Here is a 13,810-nt window from a genome sequence, read left to right as displayed (position 1 = left end):
CTGCGGATACAGGCACCCGCGATCCGTGACCTCCGTCCTGGTGGTGGGCAACAGGTCAGCCCAACTGAACCGTGCCGCCGGCCGCTGTCCGGGCAGCTCGCTCGATCTTCGCGCGGTAGGTCTCACGGGCTCCCGTGTCGATCTGCTCCTCGTGTTCGGCTCTGAGCCCGGTCCGGCCGTCGAGCTGTTCGCGCAGGATGTCGGCGTGCCCGGCGTGCCGGGCGGTGTCCATGAGGACATGGACCACGACGTTGAGCAGCTTCACCTCGGGGCGCGGCCACCACGGCACGTAGCCGGCAGCGTCGATGGGTAGCTCCGTGATCGTGGCCTCCGCATGCTCCCAGGCGCGCTGGTAGAAACCGATGACCTGCTCTCGGGTCTCGTCCTGGGCAACCCACAGGTCGCTGCCGTCGGCATCGCGCCAGTGCGGCAACGGCTCCGGAAACGGACGGCCAAAGACCTCACCGAAGTACCAGGCCTCGCAGGTCGCCAAGTGCTTGACCAAACCAAGAAGGTTGGTCCCGGTCGCTGTCAAGGGACGCCGGATGTCGTACTCGGACAGGCCTTCGAGCTTCCACACCAGGGCCGCGCGGGTCCGCTTGAGCTGGCCATGAAGGCAGTCCTTCACCGAATCATCGATCATGGTGCACGAGCCTGTCATGCGGCAGCAAGAGCAGCGGCACCGCAGCCGGCCTACACCGAGGCCCTGCGCCGGCGGTAGCGAGATCGCCCGACGGACATCAGCCAACGAGCGACCAGAATCAGCCAATATGTGCCGGTTTCATGCTTTAGGTTCGCTTTTGGGGCTACTGGCCGATCGGAGGACTTTTGTGTACTTGACTCCTGCTGTGGCGTCAGCTTGCTGCCACCGCACCGGACCGACCGCACAGAAAGCGATGAACGATGTTGCAGAGCAGGAGACTCCCCCGCCCGTCCGGGGAGCGCGGCCGGCACCGCGCCCCCCGGACCGTCGCGGCGGTCAGCGCCGTGGCCCTCACCGGAGTCGCTGGCCTGGCCGGCGCCGGGCCGGCCACCGCGTACCAGCCCTCGCCCGACCGCGCCGTCACTGACGGCCAACCACACCGGGAATGGTCGAAGGTTGACGGTGAGTGGGGTGGTGACTGGGGGAAGGCCGGCCACTCGGGCTGGAAGGGTGAGGGCCATGGTGACGGGAAGGGCAAGGGCACCCCGGTGCCCTGCGACCCCAACGCGCTGATCGCCGCGATCACCGCGGCGAACCAGGCCGGCGGCGGCACGCTACGCCTGGCCGAGAAGTGCACCTACACCCTCACCGTCAACCAGGACGACAACGGACTACCCCAGGTCTTCCAGCCCATCACGATCCACGGCCAGGGCGCCACCATCATCCGGGCCGCCGCCGCCGACAACTTCCGCATCTTCGAAGTCGTCACCGGCGGCGACCTCACCCTCAAAGACCTCACCGTCGCCGGCGGACGACTCGAGGGCGGCAACGACGACGGCGGCGGCATCTTCGCCGGCGAAGGCACCCGCCTGACCCTCGAACGCGTGACCGTCCGGGACAACATGACCCTCGGCAACAACGGCGACGGCGGCGGCATCTCCGGTGACCGGAGCAAGGTCACGATCACCAAGAGCACCATCACCCGCAACACCGCCACCGATGAGGGCGGCGGTGTCTCCAGCGACAACGGCACCTTTACGATCAGCAAGTCGAAGCTGACCCACAACACCTCCGGCACCACCGGCGGCGGGTTCTCCAACGACGAGGGCTCCGCCACCATCAGCCACACGCTGATCAGCGACAACACCGCCACCGACGGTGGGGGTGTGGACAACGACGGCAACCTCTCCGAGATCGTCCACAGCACCATCGTCCGCAACACCGCCAGCGGCCTCGGCGGCGGCATCTACGACAACGGCAACGAAGCCCTCCTGCTCCAGCACGTCAAGGTCGCCGAGAACACCGCCACCTCCGGCGGAGGGCTCTACCTCGTTGAGGACATCGGCGCCACCATTGAGGACAGCAAGATCGTTTACAACACCGCCACCACCGGCGACGGCGGCGGCATCGCCATCGTCGGCGATGCCGTGGTGGCCCTGCGCCGTACCACCGTCTCCGGCAACCAGGCCGGGGAGGTCGCCGGCGGGATCTTCTTCGACCCGTCCGACCCGACCACCGTCCTCACCCTCACCGACGTCCGCGTCACCGACAACCTCGCCCAGAACGAACCCGGCGGCGTCTACAACAACGGCGTGATCAACGTCTTCGGCAAGGTCATCATCATCAACAACCGACCCACCAACTGCACCGGCAGCCCCAACCCCGTACCCACCTGCTTCGGCTGACCGACCTGCTCGAGATGCCCCGGCGGTCATCGCCGGGGCATCTCGCTGCCCGGGCCGGCACCGGCCCGCCGTCCCGCCGGGCGATAGTCTCTGGGCCATGACGATGCGCCCGATCCGGATCATCGGCGACCCGGTGCTTCGCACTCCCGCCGCACCGGTCACCAGCTTCGACGCCGAGTTGCGCGCGCTGGTCGCCGACCTGATGGACACGCTGCTCGGTGCTCCTGGCCGCGCCGGGGTGGCCGCCCCGCAGATCGGCGTCTCCGCCCAGGTGTTCGTCTACGACGCCGACGGCCACCGCGGCCACCTGATCAACCCCACGCTGGAACTTGGCGAGGATCGCCAGGACGACGATGAGGGCTGCCTGTCGATTCCTGGCCTGTACTTCCCGACCCCGCGCGCCATGCGCGCCACCGCACACGGTGTGGACCAGTACGGGAAACCGTTGACCATCACCGGCACCGGCTTCCTCGCCCGCGCTCTGCAACACGAGACCGACCACCTCGCCGGTCGACTCTACGTGGACACGCTGCGCGGGGAGACCCGCCGGCGCGCCCTGCGGGAGATCCGCGCCGGCCGCTACGCGCCGCGTGGTCGGTGACCGCCGCCCCCACCGAGGCGGGTACCGGTTGGCCGCGCTCACCTTATCGTCCCCGCCGCTGCCGCAGCCACAGGCCGAGTGACCCGACCGCCACGAACACCAGCACTGAGCAGACGAACACTTTCACCACCGGCCCACCATGCCACGGCTCTAGGCTGAATCGGTGCGCCTGGCCACCTTCAACCTGCTGCACGGGCGGTCGCTCACCGACGGGCTGGTCGAGCCGCCCCGGCTTACGGCTGCCGTCGCTGCTCTTGCTGCCGATGTTCTCGCCCTCCAAGAGGTCGACCTGGGTCAGGGCCGCAGCGGCTACCTGGACCAGACCGCTCTCGCCGCCGACGCCCTTGCCGCCGGCGAACACCGCTTCGCCGCCGCCGTCGTCGGGGAACCCGGCGGAGCGGTCCGCCCGCTGACCCACGACGACGACGGCCAGGACGAACCCCGTTTCGGCATCGGCCTGGTCAGCCGCCATCCGGTTATCTCCTGGCGGGTCATCCGGCTGAAGCCGGCCCCGGTCCGTGCACCGAGCTACGTACCCGGAGCCCGTGGTGGCCTCGTGCTGCTCCGGGACGAACCTCGCGTCGTGCTCGCGGCGGTCTTGCGCACCCCGCGCGGTCCTTTGACGGTGGCCACCACCCACCTGTCGTTCGTCCCCGGTTGGAACGCCCGCCAGCTACGCCAGACCGTCCGCGCGCTGCGGGCCCTGCCCGCACCACGGATCCTGCTCGGCGACCTCAACCTGCCCGCCGGGGCGGCGCGACTCCTGACTGGGTGGCGTCCCCTCGGCCGCCGACCCACGTTTCCGGCTGGACGGCCCCGCATCCAACTCGACCACGTCCTGGCCGACCCGCAGGACCGCCATCGGCTCCCACCGGTGACGGCCGTGCGAACCCCACTGTCGGTGATCTCCGACCACCGGCCCCTCGTGGTTGACCTCGGCTGACCGGCGGCGCTGGCGTGGTGTCGGGCTCACGTCGCCCGCGGGCCGGGCAGCAGGTGCCCGAGGAGGAGTTTGAGGATCAGCAGCGGCGCCAGCCAGGCGAGTGCTGGTGGGGCGGGCAGGAGCGTGACCGCCGCGACCAGTAGCCCGGACGCGGCGGCGAACGCCAACGGACGTTTGGACATCGGAGCGGCGGTGGCGACCAACACGGCGGCGGCGAGGGTGCCGGCGTAGAGCGTGATCGCGGTCGACCACGGGTACGCGGGCAGGATCAGTGCCAGGACCGGCAGGTGGACGTGGGCCGCCACGAAGAACACCTGCCGGCGGGCGGCGGTCACGCCCGTGTGGAACCGACGCGACACCGACGCGGTCGCGTTGACCACGGCCCCGCCGAAGATGTCGAAACCGAGGACTGCCAGTACCACCACGACCGGGGACGGGTAGCCCGCTGCGACGCCGATGGCTGCGGCGACGCCGGCACCGACGACCGCGGTGAGGTAGCTGAGCCACCGCTCCATTCGGGTGGCGCCGGGGGCGATGAGCAGGTCGTTGAGCCGCGAGGTGGCGCGGCGTGGCAGGGGCATGGGAGCTGTCATGGGTATCTCCATCCTTCACTCCAACCGGTGCAGGTTCGTTCACCTTAGTGAACACCTAGACACCTGTCGAGCGTGCCCCCGACCCGCACAGGCCCGGCACTGTCGATTGATCGAGGTTTCGCAGCGGCGCCCGCGCCCCGATAACGGTGCGGGAACGCGATCCGTGGCCCGCGACCCTGATGGCTGTGGGCGTGGACCGCTGGGCCGTTTCCCACCGACCATCATGTTCCGAGCGGCTTCCGGCTCCGTCGATCCAGCTCGCATCCGAGGGGCCGAATTCGCCGTGCGAATTTCGGCGTGAGGCGCCGGTGACCGGCAATCCGATCGCCAAACTGACTCGATGCCTCTATGGCGATCGATGGGTCCGGGTCCCCGAATCGACGGGGACGAACGCCAGGTGAGGTCGGGTGGGTCAACCATTCGACGTCCTTTGTCGGCCGATTGGGCTCACTCATCCCGCCGAACTGGCCGTCGTTTCCTCGCGGCTCGTAGGTCGACGTGGTTCGAGGTGTAGCGCTCCCATCCGAGGCGGGGAAAGTCTTCACCCGGACAGTAAGGGGCCGTTTTCCTATTCGTTGAGCGATGGACGTACCTTTTCGATCCAATGTTTCGTCGAGGTTAAGTGGTACGGCAGATCGGGGCTAGCGCGCCCATGGGTCGTATCGGAAAAACGTCACTAGTCGCCCGGAAGGGCTGCAAAAAAGATGTACCAATGGATGCCATGCCATTTACTGGTGCAACGTTCCCGCCCGTTGCAGTGTCCGCCAGCATTGATTAGCTTGAAGTAGGCGAACGCTAAATACAGTTAACCGTTGCGGGCGGCGACGTCGGCACAACTGGAGACGGTGGCGACTGTGCGAATTCAGATCCTCGGCCCGGTTTCTGCCTGGCGCGACCACGAACCCCTGAATCTCGGCCCCGCAGCCCAACGAGCCATGTTGGGACTGCTGACGATCGTCTGCGGACAGCCGTTGTCACACGCCCAGATCATGGCGGCGGTGTGGCCCGACCGACTACCGCCGCCCACCGCCCGAAATGTGATCCAGACACACGTCAAACACCTGCGCTCTATCCTCGAGCCGGACCGGCGACGACGGGCACCGAGCCAGATCCTGCGCCAGGTCGGTGACGGCTATGCCCTACACGTGCCAGCCAGCGCGGTCGACGCGGTGCGGTTTCGACACCAGGTCACCGCGGCGACCGGCCTCGCCCACCGGGGCGAGATCAACGGCGCGGCCGACCTGCTCGGGCAATCGCTCGCGCTGTGGAACGGTTCGCCGCTGGCCGACATCCCCACGCTGACCGCCCATCCCAAGGTGGTCGCCCTGGCCGCCGAGCGGCAGGCCGCGCTCGACCGCTACGGCGACATGATGATCGCCGCGGGCCGGGCGGAGGAGGCACTGCCCGTGTTGGAGGAGGCCGCCGCGGCCCAGCCACTGGACGAGTCGGCCCAGGCCCGCCTGATCCGTGCCTACCACGCCGCTGGACGCCGTTCCCGCGCCTTCAGCCGGTATCACCAGGTGCGGCGGTTGTTGACCGAAGAACTCGGGGTGGGGCCAGGACCGCAACTGGCCACCGCGCACACCGCGCTGCTGCACGACGAGGCGCCGCCGGCGACACCAGCCGAGCCGGGAACCGTCCCGGCAACACGCACCGCAGCCACCGGTGAGGTCTTCGTGGTGCCAGCCCAGTTACCCGCCGACATTCCCGACTTCACCGGGCGCGGCGCCGAACTACACCACCTGGACCGGCTCCTCGCCGAACGGCCCGCACGGCCGGGGCCGACCTCCGCCGGTGCGGCTCCAACCGCCCTCGTCGCCGTGTCCGGTACGGCCGGGGTGGGCAAGACCGCCCTGGCCGTACGCTGGGCCCACCGGGTACGCGGCTGGTTCCCCGACGGCCAGCTCCATGTGGATCTGCGGGGGCACGACGCGGATCCGCCGGTGGCGGCTCGGCAGGCCCTCGCCGGGTTCCTACGCGGGCTCGGTGTCACCGGTACCGACCTTCCACCGAGCACGGAGGAGCGGGCCGCGGCGTACCGCAGCCGCATGGATGGCCGACAGATGCTCGTGCTGCTCGACAACGCCGTCTCCGCCGAGCAGATCCGTCCGCTGCTACCGGGCTCGCCGTCCTGCTTCGTCGTGGTGACCAGCCGAGACTCACTCGCCGCCCTGGTGGCGCGGCATGGTGCCCGGCGCATCGAGTTGGACCTGCTGCCCCAGGACGACGCCGTGGTACTGATCCGTCGGTTGACCGACCCACGGCTCACCACTGAGCCGGGCGCGACGGCGGCGCTGGCCACGCAGTGCGCCCGGCTACCGTTGGCGCTGCGACTGGCGGCCGAGGTGACCGACAGCCGGCCGGGCACACCGCTGGCCCACCTGGTCCAGGAACTGGCTGACCAACGCCATCGACTGGACCTGCTCGACGCCGGTGGCGACCGGCGCACCGGCGTACGTGCGGTGCTCTCCTGGTCCTACCGGCGGCTGCCGGCAGATGCCGCCCGCGCGTTCCGGCTGCTCGGCCGCCACTGCGACCCGGAGGTGGAGCCGCAGGCCGCGGCCGGAATCCTCGGCACCACCGTCGCGGAGGCGTGGCGGCTGCTGGACCTGCTGGCCCGCGCCCACCTCATCCAGCGCGGCCCGGGTTGCCGCTACGGTATGCATGCGCTACTGCGGGCGTACGCCGTCCACCTGGTGGAGACCGAGCATCCGTACACCGAGCAGCCGGCCACGGTCGGTCTGCCCGGCTGACCGCCGGCCCAGCCGGTTCGCCACAGCCACAAGGCGAGCAGCGCCACCACACCGGTGTCCAGCCACTGGGCATGCCGGGCAATCCGAGCAGCACATCCCCGCCCGCCGGACGGCACCCGATTCTCGGAGCGGACATCACCGACAGCCCAACCGCACCGGTGACCGCGCCGGTGACCGCGCCGACCACCGCAGCGGTACTGCCGAGCGCGAGGTATGACGGCACGCGCCGCAACCAGGTCAGCGGGCACCAGTCCGGCCCTCGGCTCTCCCCACGGCCGGTGTCGCCGGCGGTGCTCGGCGTCGACGTCGGTGTAGGTATTCGGCGAGCAGCAGCCCACCTGCTCCGACGACGACATCGCTGAGCATCGAGACGATTCGGCTGGCCAACACCACCGTGCCGGCCAGGGGCAGTGGCAGGACGGTCGCCAGCGCCAGGGCGAGCACCCCCTCCCGGACCCCGATCCCGTCCGGGGCCACCAGCACCACCAGCCCGGCCACGGTGGCCAGGGCGAACCCGGCCACGCAGAGCAGGTAGGCGCGCCCTGGTGGCGCACCCGCGACCACGGCGAGCAGCCAGAGGTGGTGTCCGGAGATGATCCAGGACAGGGACTGGGTGACGATGGCCCGCCGCAGTCCCGACCGGGACGCGGCGAACGTCGGGGCGGGCCGGCGGAGCACCCGCGCGGCGGTACGGATGCCCAGGTTGAGCAGGTCCGGCCGGATCAACAGCGCGAGCACCGGCAACGCCGCCAGCCCGAGCAGCCACCACGTCTGCGTGCCGGCGACCGCCGGCCCGGCGCCGAGTCCGACGGTCACCCCGGTCAACGCCACGATGCCCCAGCTCACCATGAACACCGAGGCGAGCCGGACCGGCCCCACGTCGACGGCCTTGCCCAGGCGAAGGAGTACCGGCAGGGCGACGAACCGGCCGGGTACGAACTTCACCAGGAACCCGACGAAGAAGATCCGGGAGGCGGTCCACGGGTCCACTCGGGCCCCGAGGTCAGCAAAGAGCGCCCGCCAGGAGAGCACCCCGAACACCAGACCGACGCAGTTGATGGTGAAGGCCGCGCCGAGCGCGAGATAGACGGTGCTCAGGTCCAGGCTCGCCGCCAGTTCCCGGACGGGGCGCCAGTCCTGCCCGCGCAGCACGGTGACCAGACCAACGGCCAACAGTGCCACGAACAGCACGGTGACGGCCCGGTGCAGTAGCCGCCGCCGGCCTGCCATGCCACCGCGTCGGCGGCGGCGGAGGTCCACGGTGGCGACAGCAGCGCCGGCGGCCATCCCGACGAGTTGGGTGGCGTGCATGAGCATGTGCATACCGACGAAGTACGCCAGGAACAGGTGCCCCCGGCGGCGCCGGACGAAGCCGAGCAGGCCTCGGTCGACCACGGCGAAACCGGCCGCCAGCAGCAGGGGGACGACGATCAGTTGGACGGCGACCGCCGCGAGCGGCAGGGTCAGCGGCACCCCGGCGCAACAGAGCATGGCGGCGACGGCAGCCCTGTCCACCGTCTTGCCGGTCCGACCCCCGTCCGGTCGGGTGCCGGTGGTGTCGGTCGCCGTACGACGGTGCCCGGCCAGCATGTTGGCGAGCAGCCGACCGTAGCCCACGGCGCGGCTGACGTGCTCGGACAGGTACGGCCAGAACCGGTCCACGTCGTCGTGTCGGCCCAGTACGTCCGCGCTCATCCGAATCTCGTAGCGGGCCGGCAGTCGGGTGCCGAACTCGATGTCCTCGGCGTCACGCAGCGTCTCATCGAAGCCGCCAACCTCCTCGAACACCGGTCGGGGAATGGCCGTCAACGCGAACAGCGTGGCATCGGTCACCCCGGCGCCCCGTCGGCGCCAGTAGTGCTCGAACAGGGTCTTGTAGACCTCCACCGGGCCGCCGTCGTGCAGCGGCTGGGCATCGTAGATGCCCTGGACGACGGCACAGTCGGGATGCGCGCGCAGGGTTCGCACCGCGGTGGCGATCGCCTCCGGCGCGAGGGCGATGTCGGAGTCGAGAAAGAACAGCACATCGCCGCTGGCCGCGGCGGCACCGATGTTGCGGGCGGCCGAGACGCCCCGGTTGGTGGGCAGCGCGATCAGCTGGCAGCCGAATCCGGCCGCGATCTCCCGGGACCGGTCGGTGCTCGCGTCGTCCACCACGATGATCTCGACGGGCCGGCGGGTCTGCTCCTGGATTGACCGCAGGCAGTCGGCGAGACTGGCGGCCTTGTTGTAGTTGGGCACGATCACCGACACCGTCGGCGCGGGCGGCTCGGACCCGCCGGGGATGCTGCCGGCTCCGAGCGCCACCGTCTGGGCCACACCGGTCGTCGAGGTCATGGCACTCCTCCCCGGTTCAGACCGAGATCGACAGGAACTGGAGCCGATGGTCGGAGTGACCGGCGGGGTCCCGGAACTCGTAGCGATGCACCTCGACGTCGTCGGAGACCAGCGCCCAGTCCAGCCGCCACAGCAGCAGGCTCGGGCCTCCGGCTGACCAGGAGACGGGGTACGCGGAGCGGCTGGCGTGGCCGGCGTCGCGCAGCCGCGGGGGGAACCGGTGGGCGTCGCCCATCGCCGGTGAGGTGTTCAGGTCTCCGGCGACCAGGATCGGGTGGGGGTTGTCCGCCACGTCGGCGGCCAACGCCCGAAACTGTGGCACCCGGCGTTCGTGTTGGGTGCGGATCGCCTCGTGGAAGGCGCCGCTGAACAGGCTCGGACCGCCGGCCCAGAGCGGAACCGGCAGGTGCGCGTTGTAGGCGGACACCACCCGACCGTCGACCAGCAGGTCGGTGCGCAGCACCTGGTGGTTCCAGAAGTCGGTGAAGTCGGTCGGCGCGGGCGGCAGGCCGGAGGCGGACAGCGGCGTGGCGGCCACGATCGGGTACCGGGAGAGGGTGAGCAGTTCACCCACCACCGCGAGGTGGTAGCCAGGCAGCTGCCGGCGAACCTGGTCGAGTTCGTCGGCGCGGACCACCTCCCCGTCCACCTCGTCGAGGTACTCCTGCAACAGGTACACGTCCGCGCGTTGGGCGCGCAGCAGGTCGTAGAACTCGGTGGTCCGGCCCGCCGAATGCCAGTACTCGGTGTTCCAGGACACCACCCGCAGCGCGTCCGCCGGCACCGGCGGCGCCGGCCGCAGCGGTCCCGGCAGGTTCACCCCGGTCAGACCGGCGCCGAGCAGCAGGGCCGCGAGCGACAGCAACGTCACCGGTCGGCGGGCCCGCCGGCTCCCGGCCGCGACCACCGCGAGCAGCACCGGGGTCGCGAGGAAGGCGATCGGCGGTAGCAGGTCGGCCAACCGCCACCACCAGAGTCGGCCGCTGAGCAGCAGGTGCGCGGTGGTGAAGCCCAGCCACAGCGCCGCAGCCGCGAGTAGGGCCCGGCGCGGCCAGCGCCGCCACCACCGATCGGTGGGCCCACCGGCGATCGTCGGCCCGACCTGCCCCACCCGCACCGGCTCATCGTCGGCCACCGTCGCGGCGTCCGCCGCGACCGACACGGCGGGAAACGTCGCGGCGGCCGCGTGGGGCGGTGCCGTCACGCCGGAGCCTCGACCGGGAAGGTGCTGTCGTACAACCGGCGAAACGGGCGGGAGGTCAGCCACTGCAGGACCCCGACGCCCACTCCGGTGGTGATGGTGACGTTGACCATGAAGTGCACGGCCACGAAGAACAGCAGGAAACGTACCCCCCGCCGCCGCAGCACCAGCGCGTACATCGCACGGTCGACGGTGATTGAGGCGCCGAACAGGGCGGCGGGGGCGAGCAGCCACACCGGCCCGGCCAGCGCGGCGAGCAGCAGTGCGGGCAGGGTGGCCGCCGCCAGCAGCGACCCCCATGCCCTTGCGGCCGTCTCGAACCCGGTGGCGAACCGCCGGGCCCGGGCGTACAGCGGAATCCGCAGCCGGGCCCGGTGGAACAGTTTGCGCAGCAGCGGCAGCAGCTCGTGGTCGTGGTCGTGCCGGCCGCGTACCCGGGAGGTGAGCAGCAGGCGGTGCCGGCGGGACAGCCGGTAGCCGTAGTCCACCTCCTCGGTCTGTTTCAGCGCCGGGTTGAAGGGGCCGACCTGGTCGTAGACGGACCGTCGGATCGCGCACATGGCCGGGAAGAGGAAGGTGACCTCCCCCTCCCCGCTGGCCGACCAGTGGTGATACTGCAACCCCCGGTAGCGCGCGATCGCCGTGTCGTGCAGCAGCGGCTCCGGGTCCTCGATCCCGCACACCGCGCCGACCTGCGGCTCGGCGGTGAGCACGGCGACGGCCTCGGCGACCGCGTCGGGGGCCATCGCCACGTCCGCGTCAACGAAGAACAGGATCTCACCGGCGCTGTTGGCGACCCCGACGTTGCGGGCCCGACCGCAGCCACCGTTGTCCGGCAGTGCGATCACGCGTACGCCGAGGGAACGGGCCACGCCGGCCGAGTCGTCGGTGCTGTGGTCGTCCACGACGAGCACCTCGATGGCCGGGTACGTCTGGTCGAGCACGGCGCGCAGGCAGACCTCGAGCGAGGCGGCGTAGTTGTAGCTCGGCACGATGACCGAGACCAGCGGGGTGGGGTTCACAGCGCCTCCGCGGGCTTGTCGTACAGCCGCCGGAACGTCCTCGAGGTCAGCAGGCCGAACACACCGACGGCGGCTGCGACGGCGATCACCAGGTTGAGCAGGAAGTGCATGGCGACGAAGTAGGCGACGAACACCGGGCCGCGGCGGGCGGCGACGAACCGGTACATCGGCCAGTCGAGGCGCAGGTAGCCGGCGAACCCGACCGCGGGAAGCACCGCCCAGACCGCGCCGAGCAGCACCGGCACCACCGCGGTCAGGAGCACGACCGGGGCGGCCACGCTGCTCCAGGCGCGCGGGCCGCTGCGTAGCCCACCGGGGAAGCGGGGTGCCCGCGCGAACATCGGGATGTGCAGCATGGTGCGGGTGAAGACCTTGCGGACCAGGACGCGCAGTTCGTGGTCGTGGTCGTGGACGCCGCGGACGGTGGGCGTCAGCCAGATCTCGTACGCGCGGGCCAGCCGCAGGCCGTAGTCGGCGTTCTCGGTCTCGCGTAGCCGGGGGTCGAAGGGCCCGATCTCGGCGAACACGTCGGCGCGCAGGGCCAGCAGCGCGGTGTACAGGGTGTAGATGCGTCCCTCGTCGGCGATCAGCCAGTAGGACTGCTGCAGGCAGCGGTACTCCTCCAGCAGACTGTCGCGGATCAACGGTTGCGGGTCGTAGTTGCCGCAGACCGCACCGATCTGCGGTCGTTCGGTCAGCAGCGCCACCGCGTTCGCCACCGCATCGGGTCTGGCCGCGACATCGGAGTCGACGAAGAAGAGGATCTCCCCTCGGGCGTGTGACGCGCCCAGGTTGCGGGCCACCGACGGGCCGCCGTTGACCGGTGTGCGCACGACCCGCACGCCGTACGAGCGGGCCACGGCGACCGAGTCGTCGGTGCTGCAGTCGTCCACAACGATGATCTCCAGGTTCGGATAGGTCTGGGCCTGTAGCGCGGCCAGGCACAGCCCGATCGCGCGGGCGTAGTTGTAGTTCGGTACGACGACCGAGACCAGGGGTTCGGGCATGAGGCAGACCGCTTTCAGGAGGTTGGCAGGGAGGCGGCGAGCAGCCCGGCGCCGACGGCCGCCGCCAGCAGGGCGGCGGAGCCGACGATCAGCCGGTCCCGCAGCAGGGTGCGGACCGGATCCGCGCCGCCGTGGTGTACCAGGACGGCCTGCAGGTAGCGGGAGATGGCCAGGAGGGTCAGGGGCACGGCGGCGAGCACGATGGCCTCGCGGTGCACGCCGATCGGGGCGTCGGTGTGCAGGTACATCAGGAACGCCGCGACGGTGAGGGTGGCGTTGACGCTGATCAGGTGATCGGCCAGGTTCAGGGTGTAGCCGCGCAGCGCGGGCCGGTACCCGGTGCCCTGGGTGGCGAGTTCCCCGCGTCGCTTGCCGAGGATCAGCACCAGGCAGGCGGTGAAGACGGCGGTCAGCAGCCAGACCGACACGGTCGCGCCGGTCGCGGCGTAGCCCAGCACCACCCGCAGCCCGAACCCGGTGGCCACCACGCTGATGTCCACCAGCGGGATGTGTTTGAGCCAGCGGCTGTAGGCCACGTTCAGCACCAGGTAGGCGGCGAGCGGCCACCCGGGCAGCGCGGGGCCGACGGCGAACGCCAGGCCCAGCAGTCCGGCGAGGACGCCGGCGAACCCGACGGCGGTGGCCACCGAGGTCCGGCCGCTGGCCACCGGCCGGGCCCGTTTCGCCGGGTGCCTCCGGTCCAGGTCACGGTCGGCGATGTCGTTGACGACGTACACCAACGACGAGGCGAGGGTGAACAGCAGCACCGCCCAGGCGGTGCGGGCGAGCCCGCCGACGGTCCAGGCCGGAGTGTCGAGCAGGGCCAGCGGCACGGCCAGCACCGTCTTGGCCCATTGACGGGGCCGGGCCAGCAGGACCAGGTCGCCGGCGTGGCGGACCAGGCGCAGGTCGAGCCGTTCGGTCGCGGTCGCCGGCCGCGCCGGGTTGCGCCTGCCGGCAGCGTCGCGGGCCTCGGCCGGAACCGACTCTGCCGTCACCTCGACCGCGGTCATGGCTGACCTCCT

General features: G+C 70.8%; 11 protein-coding genes. 4 read left to right on the top strand and 7 right to left on the bottom strand.

Annotated features, from left to right (window positions below; all coding sequences use genetic code 11):
• Positions 1-55: 55 nt before the first annotated feature.
• Complete coding sequence (locus B118_RS0126695) at positions 56-643, bottom strand: DinB family protein (protein ID WP_028193763.1); 588 nt, start codon at positions 641-643, stop codon at positions 56-58.
• A 260-nt stretch (positions 644-903) separates the two neighbouring features.
• Here B118_RS0126695 and B118_RS0126690 point away from each other — a divergent pair, with 260 nt between their 5' ends.
• The 3 genes from B118_RS0126690 (at position 904) to B118_RS0126675 (ending at position 3,872) form a co-directional block, all read left to right on the top strand.
• Positions 904-2,328 (top strand): hypothetical protein, encoded by a 1,425-nt coding sequence (locus B118_RS0126690; protein WP_028188546.1) that lies wholly within the window; start codon positions 904-906, stop codon positions 2,326-2,328.
• Positions 2,329-2,425: 97 nt separating this feature from the next.
• Positions 2,426-2,929, top strand: coding sequence for a peptide deformylase (def, locus tag B118_RS0126685; RefSeq protein ID WP_018811069.1), 504 nt, complete (start codon positions 2,426-2,428; stop codon positions 2,927-2,929).
• Between the two features lie 163 nt (positions 2,930-3,092).
• Entirely contained in the window at positions 3,093-3,872 is a 780-nt protein-coding gene (locus tag B118_RS0126675; protein WP_028193762.1) for an endonuclease/exonuclease/phosphatase family protein, read from the top strand.
• A 26-nt stretch (positions 3,873-3,898) separates the two neighbouring features.
• Here the strand turns inward: B118_RS0126675 and B118_RS0126670 are convergent, their stop codons facing one another.
• Positions 3,899-4,465 (bottom strand): hypothetical protein, encoded by a 567-nt coding sequence (locus tag B118_RS0126670; protein ID WP_026185159.1) that lies wholly within the window; start codon positions 4,463-4,465, stop codon positions 3,899-3,901.
• A gap of 854 nt (positions 4,466-5,319) precedes the next feature.
• On the opposite strand from B118_RS0126670, the gene B118_RS0126665 reads away from it, so the two are divergent.
• Positions 5,320-7,218 carry an AfsR/SARP family transcriptional regulator gene (locus B118_RS0126665; protein ID WP_027647079.1) on the top strand — a complete coding sequence of 633 codons (1,899 nt, stop codon included), beginning with the start codon at positions 5,320-5,322 and terminating at the stop codon, positions 7,216-7,218.
• A 237-nt stretch (positions 7,219-7,455) separates the two neighbouring features.
• Here B118_RS0126665 and B118_RS0126660 read toward each other — a convergent pair whose 3' ends face one another.
• From B118_RS0126660 to B118_RS0126640, 5 genes are read right to left on the bottom strand one after another with little or no spacing between them, the layout of a single operon-like run.
• Complete coding sequence (locus B118_RS0126660) at positions 7,456-9,555, bottom strand: glycosyltransferase (protein WP_028193761.1); 2,100 nt, start codon at positions 9,553-9,555, stop codon at positions 7,456-7,458.
• A 16-nt stretch (positions 9,556-9,571) separates the two neighbouring features.
• Positions 9,572-10,759 carry an endonuclease/exonuclease/phosphatase family protein gene (locus B118_RS0126655; RefSeq protein ID WP_028193760.1) on the bottom strand — a complete coding sequence of 396 codons (1,188 nt, stop codon included), beginning with the start codon at positions 10,757-10,759 and terminating at the stop codon, positions 9,572-9,574.
• Entirely contained in the window at positions 10,756-11,778 is a 1,023-nt protein-coding gene (locus tag B118_RS0126650) for a glycosyltransferase family A protein (protein ID WP_028193759.1), read from the bottom strand. The genes B118_RS0126655 and B118_RS0126650 overlap by 4 nt, the downstream gene beginning before the upstream one ends.
• Complete coding sequence (locus B118_RS0126645; RefSeq protein WP_028188541.1) at positions 11,775-12,785, bottom strand: glycosyltransferase family 2 protein; 1,011 nt, start codon at positions 12,783-12,785, stop codon at positions 11,775-11,777. The genes B118_RS0126650 and B118_RS0126645 overlap by 4 nt, the downstream gene beginning before the upstream one ends.
• A gap of 14 nt (positions 12,786-12,799) precedes the next feature.
• Complete coding sequence (locus B118_RS0126640; RefSeq protein ID WP_028193758.1) at positions 12,800-13,798, bottom strand: UbiA prenyltransferase family protein; 999 nt, start codon at positions 13,796-13,798, stop codon at positions 12,800-12,802.
• Positions 13,799-13,810 lie beyond the last annotated feature (12 nt).

The sequence above is a fragment of the Salinispora pacifica CNR114 genome (genome assembly GCF_000514775.1).
Lineage (GTDB): Bacteria > Actinomycetota > Actinomycetes > Mycobacteriales > Micromonosporaceae > Micromonospora > Micromonospora pacifica.
This window is presented reverse-complemented; position numbering and strand designations above follow the sequence as displayed.

Coding starts and splice junctions, on each gene's coding strand:
- B118_RS0126695 (WP_028193763.1), bottom strand. CDS start 643: ATGATCGATGATTCGGTGAAGGACTGCCTTCATGGCCAGCTCAAGCGG.
- B118_RS0126690 (WP_028188546.1), top strand. CDS start 904: ATGTTGCAGAGCAGGAGACTCCCCCGCCCGTCCGGGGAGCGCGGCCGG.
- def (WP_018811069.1), top strand. CDS start 2,426: ATGACGATGCGCCCGATCCGGATCATCGGCGACCCGGTGCTTCGCACT.
- B118_RS0126670 (WP_026185159.1), bottom strand. CDS start 4,465: ATGACAGCTCCCATGCCCCTGCCACGCCGCGCCACCTCGCGGCTCAAC.
- B118_RS0126660 (WP_028193761.1), bottom strand. CDS start 9,555: ATGACCTCGACGACCGGTGTGGCCCAGACGGTGGCGCTCGGAGCCGGC.
- B118_RS0126645 (WP_028188541.1), bottom strand. CDS start 12,785: ATGCCCGAACCCCTGGTCTCGGTCGTCGTACCGAACTACAACTACGCC.
- B118_RS0126640 (WP_028193758.1), bottom strand. CDS start 13,798: ATGACCGCGGTCGAGGTGACGGCAGAGTCGGTTCCGGCCGAGGCCCGC.